At 49.1% G+C, this 19,960-nt stretch carries 10 protein-coding genes and 5 pseudogenes; 10 read left to right on the top strand and 5 right to left on the bottom strand.

The genetic code is table 11. The features are described from left to right. Window positions 1–4 precede the first annotated feature (4 nt). The 3 genes and pseudogenes from iroC to EoCCA6_RS06330 all read right to left on the bottom strand — a co-directional run. On the bottom strand, window positions 5–3,661 hold the full coding sequence (iroC, locus tag EoCCA6_RS06345; RefSeq protein ID WP_152081947.1) for a salmochelin/enterobactin export ABC transporter IroC: 3,657 nt from the start codon (window positions 3,659–3,661) through the stop codon (window positions 5–7). Between the two features lie 143 nt (window positions 3,662–3,804). Continuing rightward, a complete protein-coding gene (gene iroB, locus EoCCA6_RS06340) occupies window positions 3,805–4,920 on the bottom strand; it encodes a salmochelin biosynthesis C-glycosyltransferase IroB (RefSeq protein ID WP_152081946.1) in 1,116 nt (371 codons plus the stop codon). Window positions 4,921–5,524: 604 nt separating this feature from the next. Then, window positions 5,525–5,611: pseudogene (locus EoCCA6_RS06330) on the bottom strand (integrase arm-type DNA-binding domain-containing protein); the annotation flags it as partial. Here EoCCA6_RS06330 and EoCCA6_RS06325 point away from each other — a divergent pair. The 6 genes and pseudogenes from EoCCA6_RS06325 to EoCCA6_RS21525 all read left to right on the top strand — a co-directional run. After that, window positions 5,612–6,001 (top strand): annotated as a pseudogene (locus EoCCA6_RS06325) (glycoprotein 3); the annotation flags it as partial. Then, entirely contained in the window at window positions 5,998–6,234 is a 237-nt protein-coding gene (locus EoCCA6_RS06320; protein ID WP_152081945.1) for an ogr/Delta-like zinc finger family protein, read from the top strand. The pseudogene EoCCA6_RS06325 and the gene EoCCA6_RS06320, both read left to right, overlap by 4 nt. A 16-nt stretch (window positions 6,235–6,250) precedes the next feature. Next, window positions 6,251–6,818, top strand: a pseudogene (locus EoCCA6_RS06315) (phage polarity suppression protein). Window positions 6,819–7,370: 552 nt separating this feature from the next. Then, window positions 7,371–8,351 (top strand): antiviral reverse transcriptase Drt3a, encoded by a 981-nt coding sequence (gene drt3a, locus EoCCA6_RS06305; protein WP_152081944.1) that lies wholly within the window; start codon window positions 7,371–7,373, stop codon window positions 8,349–8,351. Further along, window positions 8,344–10,140, top strand: a complete 1,797-nt coding sequence (drt3b, locus tag EoCCA6_RS06300) for an antiviral reverse transcriptase Drt3b (protein WP_152081943.1) — start codon at window positions 8,344–8,346, stop codon at window positions 10,138–10,140. Before drt3a ends, drt3b begins: the two co-directional genes overlap by 8 nt. Beyond that, window positions 10,122–10,295 (top strand): hypothetical protein, encoded by a 174-nt coding sequence (locus EoCCA6_RS21525; protein ID WP_167515531.1) that lies wholly within the window; start codon window positions 10,122–10,124, stop codon window positions 10,293–10,295. The genes drt3b and EoCCA6_RS21525 overlap by 19 nt, the downstream gene beginning before the upstream one ends. Before the next feature lie 147 nt (window positions 10,296–10,442). Here EoCCA6_RS21525 and EoCCA6_RS06295 read toward each other — a convergent pair. Next, window positions 10,443–11,638, bottom strand: a pseudogene (locus EoCCA6_RS06295) (integrase domain-containing protein). A gap of 655 nt (window positions 11,639–12,293) precedes the next feature. Here EoCCA6_RS06295 and EoCCA6_RS06290 point away from each other — a divergent pair. The 4 genes and pseudogenes from EoCCA6_RS06290 to EoCCA6_RS21755 form a co-directional block, all read left to right on the top strand. Continuing rightward, window positions 12,294–14,183 (top strand): DUF262 domain-containing protein, encoded by a 1,890-nt coding sequence (locus EoCCA6_RS06290; RefSeq protein WP_152081942.1) that lies wholly within the window; start codon window positions 12,294–12,296, stop codon window positions 14,181–14,183. Between the two features lie 378 nt (window positions 14,184–14,561). After that, window positions 14,562–17,051: a hypothetical protein gene (locus EoCCA6_RS06285; RefSeq protein WP_015958839.1), complete on the top strand. Its 2,490-nt coding sequence runs from the start codon at window positions 14,562–14,564 to the stop codon at window positions 17,049–17,051. Between the two features lie 224 nt (window positions 17,052–17,275). Then, entirely contained in the window at window positions 17,276–17,812 is a 537-nt protein-coding gene (locus tag EoCCA6_RS06280) for a dihydrofolate reductase family protein (RefSeq protein WP_152081941.1), read from the top strand. Between the two features lie 86 nt (window positions 17,813–17,898). Continuing rightward, window positions 17,899–18,062, top strand: a pseudogene (locus tag EoCCA6_RS21755) (IS3 family transposase); the annotation flags it as partial. 110 nt (window positions 18,063–18,172) lie between these two features. Here the strand turns inward: EoCCA6_RS21755 and EoCCA6_RS06275 are convergent. After that, a complete protein-coding gene (locus EoCCA6_RS06275) occupies window positions 18,173–19,852 on the bottom strand; it encodes an SgrR family transcriptional regulator (RefSeq protein WP_152081940.1) in 1,680 nt (559 codons plus the stop codon). Window positions 19,853–19,960 lie beyond the last annotated feature (108 nt).

The raw sequence follows: 19,960 nt of genomic DNA, 5'->3' as shown, positions 1-19,960 counted from the left end.
ATAACTATCCCACGATTTCCCCCGTGATGTCGTGCTGGCGATGGGGCACAGCACTGCCGACGCTGTCATGCCATAAGCGGGTATAGAGGCCGCCCGCAGCTAATAGTTGTTCGTGGGTGCCGTATTCCGCAAGCTGCCCCTTATCGATAACGGCAATCAGATCGCAGCGCTGCGCGGTGGTCAGGCGGTGCGCCACAATCAGCGCCGAGTGCTTCCCGGCGTGCGCAACGTCTGTTAACGATGACATCAATCGCTCTTCGGATGTGCGATCCAGACGCGACGTAGCTTCGTCGAGCAGCAGGATGTGAGCATTCGCCAGTTGCGCGCGAGCCAGTGCAATCAGCTGGCGCTGACCTGCGGACAGATCGGCACCGCCGTTATTCACCGGTGTCCGGAATCCCTGCGGCAGATTGCGCACCGTCTCATACAGCCCTGCCCGCTGTGAGGCAATCTCAACGTCGTCATTGGTGCTGGATGGCCGTGAATAACGAATGTTTTCCGCTATATCACCACTAAACAGCGCCACATCCTGATCGACCAGCCCAATCTGGCGACGGTAATCGGCAAGCGAAGCATCATCAATCATCCGATCGCCGATGCTGATCCTACCGTGGGTGGGGGAATACAACCCGGCAATCAGCTTAATCAGCGTTGACTTACCCGCACCGCTGCGACCGACGACCGCGATGACCGTTCCCTCAGGGATCGTCAGGGTAAGTTTGTTCAGCGCCGGTTCAGGACTGTCGGGATAACTGAACGTGACCTCATCAAGATGCAGCGCGCCGGTGGCGGGCGGTGCGGAAGAGGGTTCGACGTTCTCTGTGCCTTCGGTCGCCAGCAGTTCATCGATATGTTTGCCGCTGGCCGTCGCCTGTTGCCAGGCGTCGACAATCCCTGATAACTGCTGAACTGGTCCGTAGAATTGCCCCAGCAGCAGGAAGAAAGCCGCCAGCACCCCGGCGGTCATTTCACCTTCGGCGACCCGCGATGCACCCACCAGCAGAACGGCGGCATAGGAGGCCTCGGTGCAGAAGGTCAGGAACGGGAAATAGACGGCAAGGTATTTTTGCGCACGCACGCGGGTTGCGCGGAAGCGATCCGATAACGCACGCAGCCGGGCGGCCTCCTGTTCCTGCTGACCATGCGATTGCACGACACGCAAGCCGGAGACTTTCTCCTGCAGGGTGCTGTTGACTTTGCCTATTTCCAGCCGCGCCTGCGCATAAGCAGGGGAGCTGAGGCGGCGATAAATCCAGGTTGCCAGTGCGACCACTGGCACCGCGCTTAATGCCGTCAGTGCCAGGAGCGGGTCGAGCCAGAACATGGCGGCGGCGATAGCGAACATCGTCACCAGGCTGGTGGCCGCACCGGCAAGGCCGTTTTGCAGAAAGCGGGCGAGGGAGTCCACATCAACGGTCATGCGGGTCAGACGCGAATCGACATGCTTTTCATGCCAGGGGAGGCCAAGACGCAGCATATGGCCGAAGCTGCGCAAGCGCACCGTATGCTGGACCGACTCCGCCGCTCTGGCGGCGAAGACCGTCTGCAGCGAATAACAGCACCAGCTCACGGCCACCAGGCACAGGGCGAGCAGGGCGCAGAGGCCGATAGTCGACATATCGCCTGCGGCGACGCCGGAGTCAATGCCGCGCTGCAGCAGTATCAGTATCCCGACGCCGGCCGCCGAATCGAGTGCGATCAGCAGGGCGGCGATGACGAACATCCACGCCACGGGCTTCAGCAGCGACGTGACTTTGCGGCCTTTACCGGCCAGCGCCTGCTGTACTGCCTTTTCCGGCACGCGGGTCATACGGGCGACAAAGCCTTTATCTCCCGTCTCCGGCGCATCGTCTTGTGCCGCTGGTACGGTTGGCCACAATTCGTTATGTCCACTGTGGGAAGGCGCGAGGAAATCGCCGTCGCCAGTCATCAGCGCACGGAACGCCGGACAGCGCGCTTCAAGTTCTGCCTGGGTTCCGGTATCCACCACCCGGCCCTTATCCAGCACCACAATTCGGCTGGCTAACTGGAGCGTTGAACGGCGTCGGGCAATCACCAGCAGCATATGCTCTTCGTCAGCATAGCGACTCAGCGCGGTGTTGATCTCCGCTTCAGTACCGGCATCGACCGCCGAAGTGGTGTCATCGAGGATCAACACTTCCGGTGCGGTAATGAGTGCCCGCGCCAGCGCGATTCGCTGCCTCTGCCCGCCGGAAAGATTCGTACCGCGTTCAGTTAACCGGGTATCAAAGCCTTTCGGCAGGGCGTTGATAAAATCGCTGGCTCCTGCTGCCGTCGCCGCGCGGCGAATGTCGTCCGCCGTTGCCTGAGGGTGGCCATAGGCGATATTTTCCGCCACCGTACCGGCAAACAGAAAAGCATCTTCAAACACAACGCCTACCCGACGACGAAGCGCCTCCAGCCTGAGATCGCGGAGGTTCTGTCGGCCTGCGCTGGTGTTGAGCCATATCTCTCCGGCGCTGGGATCGTAAAAACGCGCCAGCAGCATCAGCAGCGTCGATTTCCCGGAACCCGATGCGCCCACCACCGCCACGGTTTCACCGGCGTGCAGGGAAAAGGAGACATCGCTGAGGATGCGTCTGCCGCCACGGTAGTCGAAGCTCATATTCTCCAGTTCCAGCCCGACAACCTGACCGTTAACCGCCTCCGTCCCGTCTTCCATCTGCGAACGGGTGTCGATCAGAGCAAACACTCGCTCCACGGACGCCTGGGTGCGCTGAGCGATAACCAGAAACGATGCCAGTACGCGGGTTGGCCCGGTCAGCATCGCGAGGAAGCTGGCAAACGCCACGAAGGTTCCGAGATCGATCCGCCCGTGCATGACCGACCAGCCGCCGTAGCACAGCAGAACGATTTGCCCGAGCACCGGTAGCGCCAGCATGGTGGCACCTGGCATCGCCTGCGAGATGGCCGCGCCGATGCGTACACGCACCATCTGCCGCGACTGGCGATCCAGCCAGCGCGTTTCACGCAGCTCCGCCACGCAGGATTTCACCACGGAGATCTGCGCCAGCACCTCGCGCATATGTTCGGTGAGATTCGCCAGGCGGTCCGAGGCCAGACCGGTCTGCGCGAAGACCCGACGACGTGCGCGTAGCGCAGTGATCGCCAGGCACGCCAGTACACACACGACGATGAGCGTCATGGCGGGTGACATCCACAGCATCACGGCAATGCCGGCGATGTAATAAGTGAATACTGCCAGCGGCACCGGACACATCTGCAGCAGGGTATGCACCTGCTGCAGATCGCTGTTGGTCCGGGAGATCACCTGCCCGGTGCGCAGCGCGTCCTGGCCTGCGCCGTCAAGTTTCTGAATGCTGTCGAATGCCCGTCCTCGCAGGGTGTGCTGTACCCAGAGCGAGAGCTCCCCGGCATAACCGCGGCGCACGTAGTTACCGATGAAATCAAAAAAGGCGATCAGCAGTAGCCCGCAGGCCAGCCACGGCAGGCGGGCCGGATTGCCCGCCAGCGCGTCGTTCACCGCTTGCCTTGTCAGCAGCGGCGTCAGCGCGGCCAGCAGAATAGTCGATACCGACGCTACCACCACGATGATGCTAAGTTTCTTACGTTCCCAGCACACGCGTGCCAGGCGAACTATCCATGACCGCGCAGGTGTGGGAGAGTGAGTCGCAGGCATTAAGCCTCCTCCGTCTGTAAAAAATACGATCCGAGCCGGATCGCTCCGCAAAAAAAAGCGCCAGCGCGATCCGGTCCCGCATTGTTACGGGCGTATGACTCCTGGATGCGTGCTGGCGTATGATCGTCATGACGGCGTGATGGCTACCCTTTCTGTACCATCGCGATCAGGCTTTTCGCCACTTCGCTCGGGCAGGGTTGCGCCGCCATTTCCGCCGCTACCTCTTCAGAGGCGTCGCGAAGCGCGCGATTGTCGAGGAAAGCATTGATCATGTTGCTCGACAGGCCGCCGTCGCCAGGGATGATCCCGCAGCCGCGTTCGACAACAACGCGGGCATTTACCGGGCGATCGGCACCCTGGCCGAAGACGATCTGTGGAATACCGGCGTGTAGCGCCGTCAGGGTATTGCCTGCGCCGCCATGATGAATGAAGCCATCTGCGCCGTTCAGGAAGGCACCCATGGGTATCCAGTCGACCAGGCGGACATTTGACGGCAGCGAGCGTAGATCGGACCGCGCATTGGCCGAAAGATGCAGGATGATCTCGGCATCGACTTCACTGGCGGAATCCATTACCCAGGCGATCAGATCAAGGCCGTCGACCATCGGTTTGACGGTGCCGAGACTCACCAGCAGACGTTTACGATCGGGCTTCCTCTCCCACCACGGTTCCCACACCGCGCCGCCGTTGTACGGGACGTACTGCATGGGAATAATGGGTTCGCCGTCGTTTTCCAGAATGCTCATGCTCGGCGGTGTTACGTCGATCCAGGCCCTATCGCGCGGTGCGGCCCCGACGCCGTGGCGACGATAGGCGTCCGCAAGCGAACGCGTTACGCCTTTGATATGCCAGGGCGTATGGCCGAAGCCGACGGTTTGCATCACGACCGGGATATCGTATTTGGCCGCAATCAGCGGCCCGATGACTCCGAGCGGAGGGTAGATGATGAGATCGGGCCGCCAGTGTCCGGCAAACTCCACCAGGTGGTCGGCCATCTCTTCGCTAAAGAATGAGAAGTTGCCCATTTTGGTGCCGATGTTACTTTCTTTTCGCTGTGCCTCGCGACGGCGATAGTCGGCTTCGGAATCAAAACCGGGTGCGGCGTCGAACACCACCAGCCCGGCCTCTGCCGCTTTTTGGGCGAATTTTCCTCCGCTGGCGATCAGCACTTCATGGCCGTTAACGCGAAACGCCTGTGCCAGAGACAGCACAGGATACAGCAGCCCATAGAGAGGCGGGCCTACAAACAAAATACGCATGAGAAAATCCCTCTCCGCTTGACGATCTAAATCAGGAAGTCGACGCAGTCATATGCCAGCAGCAGGACGTTAATTTTCGTTAAGCCTGCTTTGACAGACGCTGCGCCATTTTTGAGTTTCACCAGCGTTACGGACGGTCCTGTCGGTGACTTTTCCGTGACGTACGCTGGTGAATCGGGTATTCCGTGTCCCGACTTCCATTAACGCTTGCGCGCCGTTGTCCTGTTGAACAGCCGAAGCGGCGTCGTGCTGCCACGCCGCGGTGTTCTGACGCATTTGTTGAGTGTGAGACCGGTCAACAAGCCTGGAGCGGTTTGTTTCCTGATACCTCTGTATACCTTGCCAGATAAACCACCAATGCAAATGCTAATGATAATAATTACTAATATCATTTGATGATTGCAACTATAATTAAGCACTTAATGCACAGTGAAACGGTTATAAGAAAAATCGCAGGTGAGTTTCAGGAAAGGGGGGAACCAGTCTTCCGGATTTAAGCCTGGTGAGCAATTGCAGCAGCAGCGTGCTGAAGTTTCAGTGCGCGTCACCCTGGCGGGGGACTGGGTAGCGCAGACTGACCAGACAATCAGTGAAATGTCTGTGGTGCCAGGAGGGCGATTCGCAAAATCAAACCATTACCGTCAAACAAATTGATTTCGGTGTCAGTGAGTTTTGTGGCGAGCTTTGCCATTACCGTCAGGCACATCACAGCGTTCTAAGCCAGTACGCAGAGCACGAGCTTAATACCGCCCTGCGTGACACCTGTAGCGCACTGGTCAGGGCAATGAAACTCAACATACTGGTTCTGAATAACCCGCTAGCCAATATCACCGGCCATCAGGGATATATTGAGCCGGAGCAGACCGTTATGCAGCAGGTGAAAGCGTGGCTTGAGCTGGCGGTTAAGGGCTGCAATATCCGTCTGACCGATGAACCGGTGCTGTTTAAAACAGGGCTGTCGGCCTCCACGCTGCCACATATGGAGCATGACGTTGCGGCCACGCCCGGCCAGCGAAAAGTCTGGCAGGAAAAAATGCGGGAACGTGAAGCTGACCTGAAAGCACGGGGGCTACTGTCATGATGCGATGCCCTTTCTGCCGCACGGCGGCCCACGTTCGCACCAGCCGCTATATGTCTGAGAGCGTCAAAGAGAGTTACCTGCAGTGCCAGAATGTGCACTGCTCGGCGACATTCAAAACGCATGAGTCCATCTTTGAAGTGATACGTTCGCCGGTCGTCGATGAGAAACCCGCGCCGGTACCGACAGCCCCCGGTCGGGTAAAAGGCTGCTACAGCTCGCCGTTCCGCCATTAATCAGGAGAGACAACCCGTGACCACTCTGACCTTACAGCAGGCCTATGACGCCTGTCAGACGAACAAAACCGCGTGGCTGAACCGTAAAACCGAACTGGCCGCCGCAGAGCAGGAATATCAGGCATTATTGCTGGATGACAACGTATCAGGCTCCCGCAGATTACAGACGCTGCGTGACCTGATTGACGTAAAAAATGTGGGAAGTTAATCAGGCCGCCGGTCGCTACATCTTCTCGCACGAGGAAGTACAGCGCATCAGCATCCGTAACCGGCTGCATGATTTTATGCAGCAGAACGGCGCAGAGCTGACCGCCGCACTGGCACCGGAGCTGATGGGGATTAAAAACCAGCCCGCGATGATAAAAAATCGCGCGCTTGACCGTTCAGCCTCTTACCTGAGAGAAGCTCTTTCCGTCTGGCTGACCGCTGGAAATGAAATTAATTATTCTGCACAGGATAACGATATTTTAACGGCCATCGGATACAGGCCTGACGCGCCTTCGCGGGATGATAATCGTGAAAAATTCACCCCTGCACAGAACATGATTTACGCCCGTCGACGCGCCGGACTGGCCGCACAGTAGCCTGTCTAAAAATCCCCGTAAATCCCGCTATTTTTGACGAAATAAGCCATGCATCCATAAGGTGCATGGTTTTGTATGCGTTTTCCCGTTCCTGCATTCCCTGCCAGCGCCCGTCGCGGCGCGGCCTGAATCTACCTTTGCACCTGCATTAAAAGCGGCCCCTTAAGCGGGCAGGCGTGGCGGGGAGAGCATTGCGCGCCAAAAGACTTGAAAGGAATTCTTCGCGGAGGCAATATTAATATTATATAAAACTTAAGTCAGGATGATTGTATGTATGATCAGTCTTTCAATCCGCGCACGCTCTCACGATGCTTCAAGCCGGAGGATTTCCATAAAAATAGAGCATTATGTCTAGACAGTGTTCGAGAAAAGACTATTAACTCGGCTATTGAAAGATATAAGGATGGGTTCTTGGGATATAATTTACGCTCATCCGTGTTAAGAGGGAAAACAGTATATTGGGCCGATTAGTTAGCTGATGTATTGGTCTTGAGGAAAATTAAAAAAAATTTATCTAAACTATATTAATTAAGATTACCTTCTCGAACAAAGATTGTTGATACATTAAGTGTTTTTTTATCAGAGTGCTCACAGTATAAAATATACAGGTTGGATGTATCTTCATTTTATGAATCTTTCGATAAAAACTATATATTCAATAAAATTGATGGATTGGAGCGGTTAGAGCTTAAAACAAAGCAACTCCTAAAGGAATTTCTTTATTCGTTCTATCTGAATGGTGGGAAAGGAATACCAAGAGGATTATCAATAAGTGCATACCTGGCAGAGTTACTAATGTATGATTTCGATAATCAAGTGAAAGATGACCACTCCGTTTTTTATTATGCTAGGTATGTAGATGATATCGTTATTGTCACTAGTGGTTATGAAGATAGTGATGCTTTTGTTGAGAATGTAAAATCAATCCTTCCGAATGGATTGCAATTTAATGAAGGGAAGAAATATTATATTAGCGATCTGATTCCAAAATCTTCTAAAAAAACAAACACGGTACCCTCCAAGAAATTGTTATCCTTTGAATATTTAGGGTGCGATTTTAGCGTTGGAGATAAAATTGAAGAGTGCAACATAAGAGGATTCTATAGAGTAATTGAAATTGATCTTGCACATGCAAAGGCTAATAAAGTAAAAAGCAGAGTGATTTATTCGATTATTGATTTTAATAAAACCAATGATTTTGAGTTGCTATGTGAAAGACTAAAATTCCTGTCCACAAACTTTAGTGTTTTAGACTCAGATAGAGTATTAAAACGGTTGTCGGGCATTCATTTTAATTATCCTCTTATTGATGCTAAATCTTCCAAGCGCCTTGCTGAACTGGATGTATTTTTAAGAAAAGCTGTATTATCATCTAGCGGTAAGGTTTTCTTTGATTTTCATGCGAACTTAAACCAATGCAAAAAATATCGATTACTTAAGATTAGTTTTGTTAGAGGCCATGAAAAACGTCATTTTTTTCATTACTCCGCTTCAAAGATGATGAAAATTCAAATGTGTTGGAAATATGTCTAAAAAAAAGGAAGTAAGAGTTAATAAAAAAGATTTTAATAGGGTTTTAGTTACTGAAACTATACCTTATGAAACACCTATAATAGTGTCCAATAATGGTTTTTATAACAATGTAGTTAAATATCCAACGGCCAATGATACTGCTAAGTCATTGATTCAAAGAATAATTCCAGGGGAAAAGAAGAAAGGTAGGTATACGATTCCCTATGTCTTTAAAATTAATAAAAATGAGACGGAGTTTCGACGTTTAGCCTTCCCACACCCCATATCTCATATTGAAATGCGAGATTTTTATCTCCATTTTAATCAAATGATGATCAATTTTTGTTCCCGTAGTGATTTTTCTATTCGACGACCGGTTAAGGTTGCAAGTACTTATTATTATAAAAACTTGTTGGAAGATAAGAATTTATATAAGAGAGGGCCTGTTGATACCGACAAAAATGAACTATTGACTCGGCATGCTTCTTCATATTTTGGCTATCACGGATATGATCGCCTGTATAAGTTCTTTATGTCTAATGAGTTTATTGACCTTGAGCGTAAATATAATACGTTATATACATTGGATGTTTCAAAATGTTTTGATAGTATCTATACTCATTCAATTTCTTGGGCAGCAAAAACCAAGACTTTCACTAAAGGTATGTTAGCTAATAAATCATTAAACTTTGGTGATGCTTTTGATAAGTTAATGCAACGTTGCAACTTTAACGAGACCCATGGTGTAATTATCGGTCCAGAAATCAGTCGAATATTTGCTGAGGTTATATTTCAAAAAATAGATTTAAATGTTCAATTTAAATTAAATAATATTGAGCCATCGATACGCAAGGGTATCGATTATGATATTCGCCGTTATGTTGATGATGTATTTATTTTTGCTAAAATTGAAGCTAATGCCGAAATTATATACAAGGTTTACACTGATAAACTGAATGAATATAACATGCATATAAATTTGGGTAAAGTAACAAAAAACACTCGACCTTTTATCACAGCAAAAACGAAAATTATACATCATGTCAATCAAAGAATGAATTTATTTATTGAATCTTTTATTGGGTATGATGATGAAATGAAATTAATCGCAAAGCCAATATATAATAATAGGAAGTTAACTGACAAATTTATAGATGAGGTCAAAATAATATGTGCCGAAAATAATGCGGGATATGGTGAGGTTGCCTCTTATATTGTGTCGGCGATTTTTGAAAGAATTAAAAGATTAACTTCTTCAGTTAATCAAGTCGAAGATAAAGATATATATAATGCAATGTATGTTTTGCTCCATATTTCATTGTTCTTTTTCAGAGTTGCTCCTTCTGTTAGTTCATCATATAAATTGGCATCAATACTTATCGTGGCTCTCAGGTATTTTAAGGCTAAAGTACCAGCATACAGTGAGCTTATTGCATCATATGTTTATTTTGAAATTGAAGACTTTCTTAAATCTGCTAATAATAGCAAAGTAGCCATAGATAATCTAATTAGCCTCGAGGCATATAATATTATGTATGTTATAGGTGAGCTAGATCAAGAAAGATATTTATCAAAACAGTTGGTTGAGAATGTTTTTAGTGAAGTTGATTCTTATTTTGATATAGTGTTCTGTCTATATATTGTAAAGAATAAAAAAATTTATAATGCACTTAAGAGTAAAGTTATTGACATTATTAACTCCAAGTTAATGTCAAGTGATAGTATTTTGGATTATAGTGAAAAGGCAATGCTCTTTTTGGATGTTATGTCTTGCCCGTACATTGATTTAAAATGGAAAAAATATGGTTGAAGTCAATTTTAAAAGAATTGCAAGAAGCTACTCCTAACAATGAAAAAATAGATGGTTTTATCAGTTATTCTGTAGCAAATCCTTGGTTTGTGGACTGGAGTAATGTCGATCTTTTGAATTTCTTAGAAAAAAAACAATTGAAAAAAGCCTATTGAATTGCTAATTTGTTGTTGAAGCAACCAATATGCCCTACACGATTTTTCGATATACTAGGGCTGATTACGGTAGGTAAGTTACTTGTAACCTGACCTACCCTATGACGCTCAAGAGCAGCAATGCACACACTAAGGGATGAGGTTGCTTCAACCTCTTTTATTTTCTACAAAATTTCCCCACCACAGCATCAGTTCTACTCTTTGTTGTAAATAGACAGAGCGATTATATGCTCTTCGTACCTCATTTTTATCAGAATGAGCTAGTGCTGCTTCAATGACGTCTGGATTAAATCCTTCTTCATTAAGCGTCGTGCTAGCTATCGAGCGTAAGCCGTGAGCAACTAGCTTCCCATTCCAACCAACTCTTCTTAGTGCAGCATTAGCCGTCTGGTTATTCATAGCTTTCTTAGGGTCATTTCTACTTGGAAAAACATGATCACGGTGCTTACTGATTGGGGCCATGATTTCAAGAATATAAAGCGCCTGAGGAGATAGAGGAATTAAATTTTCACGCTTCGCTTTCATTCGTTCGGCGGGGATTGTCCAGAGTTTTGAGTCGAGATCGATCTCTTCCCACCGGGTACCGGAGGCTTCAGAAGGGCGTACAAGGGTTAGGAGTTGCCACTCAATTAGACAGCGAGTAGGAACAGACAGATTTGACATAACCAAAGAACGCATCAGACTTGGTAATTCTTCTGGTCTAAGCGTAGGCATATTTTGCTTTTTAGGCTTCTCAAAAGCCATTCCAACTCCTGAAGTTGGGTTTGCGTCAATCAGGCCGGTATTTACCGCGTAAATCATAATCTCATTAATACGCTGTACCAGACGACGAACAGTCTCCAGAGCACCACGCGCTTTGATTGGCTCTAATGCTTCAACAATTGTTCTGGCCTTAATTTCCTGAACAGGTATCGCGCCTATTGCAGGGAACACGTCCTTATCTAAAGATCGTCAAATATCTTTTGCATAGTCTTCAGTGACGCTTTTGCTCTTCATTTTGAACCAGTTGGTGGCCACAGTTGAGAAATGCTATCCAGCTCAATCTGACGTTGCTCTGATGCTTGCTCTTGTTGCAGCTGCGGATCCATACCTTGTGCGAGCACGGTTAAGTGCTGGTCGCGTATCTTACGAGCTGCTGCGAGAGTAAGGGTAGGGTATGAGCCAAGACTCAAATTGGTTCGGCTGCCACTGACCGGACGTTGATAGCGGAAGCGCCAGAGCTTTTTACCAGAGGTTTTGATGAGTAAGAACAAGCCGTCACCATCATGAAGGGTGAAGTCTTTTTCCCGAGGTTTCGCTTTAAGGATTTCGTTGTTAGTGAGGGGGCGTGTGATGCGCGCCATGTCTGGATCCCTTCAATAATTGGTACACGTTTAATGGACCACAGTATAACGTGTACCTAAACGTGTACCGATAATCACCAGATTTAGCTGGATGCTCTCGGACAATGACAGACACAAAAAAGCCCGCAAGGCTGGTTCCATGCGGGCTTAGTAGACTTCAGTATACTTTAAACAACTAAAAAGTGGGCTGGCGTCCTTGTAATTGGTGATGGAGGTGATTGATTTTGTGGGAGATTTTTATTTTTTGCGCGAAGGGGAAGGCACAAAAAGAGTAGCGATGATGTTGATATGGAAGGAATTTTTGTATCTGTTTGATTTTTAAGTTGGTTGTTGGGAGCGGGATTTTCCGTGCTAGTTTAGGCTCTGGTGGACGCTATAGGCTTGTCGTTCGTTTCTTCAAGTGAACGTTTCTGTCGGATAATTCACTCTCTTGAATTTTCTGGCCTGTAGACCATGCTCATCAAATACATACTAATAATCGACGGCGATACAGGGTAAGCGTAAAGTGATAGCCGTCAATGCGGCTATCACTTTACGCTTACCAATAATCTTCGATATCTTAACTGACTTCTACAGGAGCTTGTTACCTGAATAGGTGGTGGCAACCTTACGTTTCTTAAGCTCTTAAAATACTTAACGTTATTATAGGAACCCCATGAAATCAGAGCCGCTTACCGTCAATCAACTCTTCCAGAATCGTCGGCAGTATTGCGTTCCATTTTATCAACGAGCCTATGTATGGACACTAAGAGACCAATGGTCAGCTTTATTAGAAGATATTATCGATAAGGCTGAGAGCAGACTTTCTAAAACAAAACCAACGCCTCACTTCCTCGGGGCCATCGTGCTCGAACCACAATCCAAAGACAGCCTATTGGGGGTGGATACGTCACACATCATTGATGGCCAGCAGCGACTCACCACACTTCAGTATGTTCTTGCTTCCATCCGTCTTGCTCTTCGGGCAACAGGACTTTCCGGCCTGGAGAAGATCGTATTGCCTTGTTTACGCAACATAAACGAAGAGACTATGCGTAATGTAGACGTTGAACGTTTCAAACTTTGGCCGACATTCCGTGATCAAAAAGACTTTATTAAAAGTCTCAACGTTGACTCAGTCGAAGCTCTTCGCGAGGTCTATCCGGAAAACTTCACACAACACGGGACCCTGCGTAAGTATTTCAGCCACCCACCCTCACTGGAAGCATTATGGTTCTTTAGTGACGCTTTTATTCAGTTTATCAACGCGGAAGGGCACCCTGTAGCCTCAAATGCAGAGGCTTTGGTTAATGCAGTCCTGACTGACCTCAAAATGATCAACATCACCCTGGAGGAAGGAGATGATGCTCAAATCATTTTTGAAACGTTAAATGGCCGTGGGGCAGAACTTCATGCAACTGATCTCATTCGCAATTACATCTTTATGCGCGCTGTAAGTGACGATATTGATGCTGCGATGTTGTATGAGAATGACTGGAAGCCTTTTGAAGATCCCTACTGGACTGAAAATCAACGCCGTGGTCGTATTTATAAACCCCGACTGGAATGGTTAATTCACGCCACGCTACAGGCTGAAAAACGCAGTGAGGTGGATTTGTCGCGCCTTTACAATGAATTCCGGGACTTTGTGACTAAGGATATGCCTGCGCGCCGCGCCGATCAGCAGGTCGCGCTTCTCACTCGCTATGCTAATCAATATAAAGAACTGATCGGAGATAGTGGTACGACTCCTGTCGCGCGCTTTGGCCGTCGTATTGCAGCCTATGACGTGACGACTATTCATCCTCTTGCGCTCCTGATTTCAGTCACTGATATCTCTGATACCGAAAAGACAATCATGTTTAATGATCTAGTCTCATATGTTGTACGAAGAGCCGTGTGTGGGCTGACACCTAAGAACTACAATAACGTATTCATGGCTGTCTTACGGCACCTGGCTAAAACTGCCGTTTCCAGTATTGAGCTACGCTACAGCCTTAAGAATCTGAATGGCGAGGCTTCTCGCTGGCCGACTGACTCAGAATTCCTTAATGCCTGTATCACCGCACAGCTTTATCCTGGCAGGCTTGATACGCCGAAGATGCGTATGATGCTGACAGAGCTTGAAGGGGAACTGCGCCGTCAGGTTAAAACAGAGGAACCAGATGTTCCTAAACTTTCCAGCCTTGATATCGATCACCTTATGCCTCAACAGTGGTTCTCTCACTGGCCTCTCGAAAATGGGCAATCTGTTACGGATACAGAAGCATCAGCGGTTGCTCAGATAGTTCTTGCAGGGGCGGAGCTGACGCCTGATCAGGAACTGGTGCGGAAACGGCAGCAAGTAATTGCAACTTTGGGAAATCTTACGTTACTTAACCTCAGCGTGAATCGATCCCTCCAACACTCAGATTTTCTAAAGAAACGCGATGCTTTTCTTGCCCATACCAGCCTGCGTTTGAACGTGCCTCTGACCGTTAAAGACAGATGGGATGAGGAACAAATTCTCTCCCGTGGTGCGTTGCTAGGGAATGCCGCACTTAAAATGTGGCCGCGAGCTGATTAACGTCTTGCGTGAGATTACTTCAAAGCCTGCCGTTTCAACAGTCTAGTTAGGTTGCATCGGACTAAAAAAAGGCCGCTTTCGCGGCCTTTTCGTTATAAGACTTACCCTTCTTATTCAGGCCATTCCATTTCTGGTCCGAACTCCGAGAGTGCTCATGTCCCGTCAGCATTGTGCCAAGAGCGGACGTTATTAACTGAACGTAGATTTAATTTTAGGCGTAGATCAATAGCCTCTTTTTCCACACAACATAATGCTTAAACCATTTTTAAACGGCAGGTAAATCAAAGTAGAATGCTTGTAAACGCTCAGTTACGCGGTGCGTGACAAATCGGTTATGCAACCTCAAAGTGAACGTACTACATTCTGACAGGAAGAATTATGGCTCATATCAGCGCCGTCGTAACCCTACGACCAATTCGATTCGCATTCCTCGTTAAACCTAATGACAGTAAACGGTTACTGGAAATCTTCCAAATAAACACATGCCTTTGGGGCGGTAAATTTAACCCTATCATTCCAATTTTTGGCCATGTGCCTAAATGGTGGGATAGGGATGACTACAAACCTGAGAGCGCTTTGCAGATCGTCAATGGCTATCTTGATGCTTTCGAACCTGATTTCCTTGTAGAAGCTGAAGCAGGGCTGGCTAAAGGGTTTGGCTATGACCCAGACCGAGTACTGCAACTTTCAGCCATGCTAAGGCGATCTGATGAACTGCGGGGTCAAGCTGGGCTTGATGTCTTCGACCTATATAAAGATCTGTATAAGAAACAATTTCAATTCGTGCGTCGACATGAGCACAATATCGTGGAACTCATACCTCGGACGAATGCATTGAAGTCGTTCTGTGCTTGCCTATCTGGCAGCTTCCCTGAGGATGAAGACCTTAAATATTTTGGCCAAGGGTTCTGTGATGCTTTTGATCCCAAACAGGTTGAATTATCCCCAGAAGCTCTAGTAGACCTGTACAAGGATGGATTTAATTCAGCACTACAAATCGGTCACTCGAATATTGAGGTTAATTATCATGACAATGCGGATCCAACGCTCTTTGTCATGGATGCACATGACTCGCGCGATCTTATTGACTTCTGGAACCTTCGCGCTATGCGGAAATATGTCCGACCAATTCCACTCCAATGGATTGATGCGCTTTCCCCATACTGCAGAGAATACATTGAAGATTGCCATCGCCCCGTTCGAGGGAATCAATTTGGCTTAATGACTCATGCTACCGTAATGTTTGCAAGATCTATCCCTACTGCGAATATCGAACAACTTTACGCCGACTATTTGCGGGTTAATCAAGATGAGGCAAATAGGCGTCAAGATTGGTATCCACCGATTTGGCGACCATCATCTGGTTTTACAGTTCGCAGTACTCGACCTACTCTATCCTGTGCAGAAAAAACGTTTGACACACAAATCGAAGGTGACCGAACCGAAGTTCGATTTGATTATCTCCATCCAGAATTCACTGAAAGATATGGTGCCAATGATGCTCGCTGGGTGAACGTAGTGAAATTAAAAAATTGGTCAAATACCAGTCGGGCTGCAACCGTTTATCCTTGTAATTACAGGTCGCCCAAGATGCCACGTTTCCAGTCAATACAGAGAAGCATCTTATCTACAACTGAAGGTTTTGTTGTATTTTGCCGTTTCCATAATATGTCCGATCTCTGGCGTTTGAGTGACGGCACAACGGCGATAAGTGAATGGCTAAAAAACAATGGAGTTGAAAGCCAAATCTCCGATGCAGGACAAGCTACACAGCAAATTATTAATACGCTCGGAGGTTTCAGGGGAATTAGTAGTTTTGCTCATGCAGAGATAGTGAAACTTCTCAATAAAATTTCTCGACGGCCCATTTCACCCTCAATTCAACACCAAGAATTTCAGAACAAAATTAATAATGTGGTGAAGGGTGATATATGGCGAAATAAAAATGCTGAAACTTTAGTTGAGCTTGGTGCTGTTGAGCTTGGCTTGGAGTTAAAGTGTGCAAAATGCTCTACTTGGGGATGGCACGCGCTACGCGAACTGGATCTTGTAGTAGCATGCGGCCTTTGCCTAAATAAGTTTAGCTTTCCAATGATCGATCCAAGTTCGAGTCAATTGTCCCGTTGGGCTTACAGGTTGATAGGCCCCTTTGCACTTCCCGATTATGCTCGTGGGGGATACGCCGCATCCCTAACGCTAAGATTTCTCGCCAACACATTTGGAAATCATGATGCCACGATTACATGGTCAACCGGCCAAATACTGACATTGGCCCCAAAACAATATATTGAAGCTGACCTAATACTCTGGCACCGACGCAAAGTTTTCAATGAGCTGGATCACCACGCAGAACTCGTATTTGGAGAGGCAAAAAGCTTTAGGGGCGAGAATTCCGAAGAGAAAAAAGCGGTTGCTGATGCATTTGAAGTTGAAGATGTAGAAAGAATGAAACAACTTGCTATCCGCTTCCCTGGCGCAATTTTGGTTTTTGCAACCATGAAGCAGGCAGGAGATCTTTCCCCGGCCGAAATTCAGCGAATTACAAAACTCGCGTCTTGGGGGCGTGAATACATCCACGAGCGCCGACAAACAAGGGCTCCTGTAATACTCTTAACTGGTCTAGAGCTGTTCGCACCATATTCGCTTTCTCAAGCCTGGGATGCTGCAGGTGGCCGCCATGCTGAAATGGGAAAGGGACACTTCGGCTATACAGATAATCTTCGCGTTCTGGCCGATATGACACAGCAGTTATACCTTAACATGCCGGCATATAGCGAATGGTTACGAGCAAAGTGGGAAAAAAGAAATCAGCGTCGTCAAGTGCGACAAGCTGCTGCGGTGCCAGCACGAGATGCTGGAGATCATTAATGTAATCCAAGAGTGCGGAAAACCGGATGCTAAATCCTCCGGTTTTCCACATGAACACAATGTCTGCTTCTCGCTCACAGCGGACCTTCAGCTTAGATAACTTGCTTGCTTCGTGCCTAGAACGGACGTTGAGAACATTATGATGTGGCTTTATCGGAGCATATCAATATCGTTTACATTGCTAAACTCAACGAGATATATGCAACCTGAATACGGAGCTCTTGATGGTCACTACACATGTTTTCATCGCGGTCAGTCTTGATGGTTATATCGCTCGAAAGAATGGCGATATCGACTGGCTGTTGAAGCGCGATGACCCGACAGAAGATCATGGCTATGCCGCGTTCATCGCGGACAAAGATTGGATCATTATGGGGCGAGGCAGCTATGAGAAGGTGCTGACTTTTGACGAATGGCCTTATGATCGGCCCGTGCTGGTGCTTTCCCGGCAGCTAACCGATACCCCCGTGCCCAAGGCGCTGAAGGGTAAAGTGCAGTTTTCATGCCGCACGCCAGGGGAGGCTCTTGCTGACCTGATGGAGAAGAACGTGCACCGGGTCTATATCGATGGTGGGCAGTTAATACAGTCGTTCCTGCGCGAAGGTCTGGTTGCCGATATCGTTATCACAACTGTTCCTGTTCTGCTCGGTTCGGGAAAACCACTGTTTGGAGTACTGCCCCATGATATCGATTTGACGCTATTATCCAGCCGCAGCTTCCCTTCGGGTCTGGTGCAGTCGCACTATCGGCTAACGTCATAAGCTGAATCTAAGCATAGTGGCGACCTCCGCTAAAGCGAGAAAATGTCCCAGTTGCCAGCGGTACTGTTTTACTTCTACGACCTTGCTTCAGTTCGCTGAAAAAGCAGTGCATCAGAAAACGGGCCTACAAAACCCAGGATCTGGCTCGTGCAGATCTCTTCGATGACATTGACCTGTTCAGCAATCGGAGCTGGAGGTAAAGTTTTCTTGGGGCGTCAGTACAGAGGCCTTTGAACAGTCTCCGTCGTGAGGACGTAGCCAATGCAGATGACCAAACGATCTCCAACCCAAATCCCGCACTTCCCTCCCTTACCCTTAAAGGCCTTTAAAGGCCCTTTAGCGAGCTTTTGCGGGCGTGCATTATTCGAGCCAAAGTTGGCTAAAATCCGGCCATCCCAGCGTATTTAAATCCCGCCAGGTAAATGACTTCTCGGTCGCAAATTCCATCCAGTGATGCAGCAAAGGAATGACATATCGCTGGTGGGTCATCTCATGGAAAAAGGCGGCAATGGTGGCGAATGCCTGTTCATCGTCGCTGTTCAGAATGGTCGGCAGCAGGGCGTTCAGGTTTTGTTTCTGAGCTTCAGGTAGCCGCGTAAACAGCGTGGCGGAAGCCAGCCATTCCAGAAATGCCGGAACAGAAAGGGTATCGAGCATAAAGTTGCTGAGCCAGATATCCGCAGGGGGGGGCGGCTGGCTGTTAAAGCTATCAAATGCGTCGATCCGTATTTCGGCGCGAATATGCCAGCGCTCAAGCAGGCGGCGAATTGCTCCGGCAAGCTCCACCAGTTCCGGTTGCTGAAAGGTGCTGATAATAACCGGCTGACGCAGGTTAAACGGCGCTGTGATCCCGCCAAAATCTACCGGGCGGTGGTTCCACTGCGGCAGCATGCCCTGAGCAACGGAGAGGATGCGCGCATATTCGTCGGGAAGCTGCGTCTGGCTGAGGAGTTCGACAGGTTGCAGCAGATAATTGATAAACCGTCTTCCGGCCTCATCTGCAAAGGCACCGTCACCGTCGAGCAGCACAAAGCAGCAGCCCTGCTCCAGACTACGCTCGTTGAGCGGGCGGTCATCCTGAGCCTCCTCACCCCGAAGCAGGGGAATAAAGCTCATGCTGATATGCTCCGGAGCCCAGGTGAAAATGGTGATCTCATCCAGTCCGGGTCGCGCCTGGTGCCAGTGTTGATTGCGCCGCAAAACCATAAAGTTGTCGCTGTGCTCCTGCAGGTGGAAAGCGCCGGTACAGCGGATGTGTCCGTGCTGGTAATCGAACAGCATCGTCGGCTGAGTGGCGAGCAGGCAGTCGAGACGCCTGACCGGATGATGCGTTTCAATCGCCAGATGCCAGGGGGCGTCAGCGGTGATGCTTTTGATTGGGCTGAAAAGCGGGGCGAACTGCGGGCTCTGGCTGGCGGCGAGCAGGCAGCGCTGAACGGCGCTGGTATCCAGTTCGCTGCCATCAGCAAAGCGGGCGGTGGATTTCAGCCAGAACTCCCAGCGGGTAAAGTCCTCGTTGTGGGTCCAGTAGTGGGCAATATCGGGGACGATCCTGCCCTGAACGGCGTCATAGCGCGTCAGCCCGCTCAGGCACTGGCGCAGGAGGTGACGTTCGGTTCGCCGCAGGGGAACGAGCGGGTTAAGAGGATCCAGATTACGATAGTAGGGGATGCGCACCCGCGTTTCGCTGCTTTTATCCTGTACCCCAAATCGCCACAGGCTCAGGCGATCCAGCAGATACTTGTCGTTGCCGATAAACCGCAGCACGTTGCCGTAATCCTGCTTCTCCAGCAGCTTGTTGACGTTCTGGCTGAACAGCTTTTCCGGCGAGGTTAACAGGTGGAGCCGTGAGCGCTTGCCGCGTCCGCGCTGCGGCTGCCAGTCGAGCCATTTTTCCTGATGCATCTTTTTCAGCGCAATACGGCAGTTACGCACCGAACAGCCGAAGATGGCGGCGATCTCCTGCATCTGTAATTCGTGCGTCTGACCTGCGCCGTAGCGGGCGTGCAGCCTGCGAAAATGCGCCTCGAAGATACTCATGTGATGGCCTCCCGTCGAACTCGATTTCCTCTTTTATCCCTTTCTGACGGTTTCCGGCGTGATTGCCCTCATAAATTTTCCGGTTTTAAGCGAAAACCGGAAATAACT

The sequence above is a fragment of the Enterobacter oligotrophicus genome (genome assembly GCF_009176645.1).
In the GTDB taxonomy this organism is placed as follows: Bacteria; Pseudomonadota; Gammaproteobacteria; order Enterobacterales; family Enterobacteriaceae; genus Enterobacter; species Enterobacter oligotrophicus.
The sequence above is the reverse complement of the archived record's forward strand: the minus strand, read 5'-3'. Positions and strand labels throughout refer to the sequence as shown.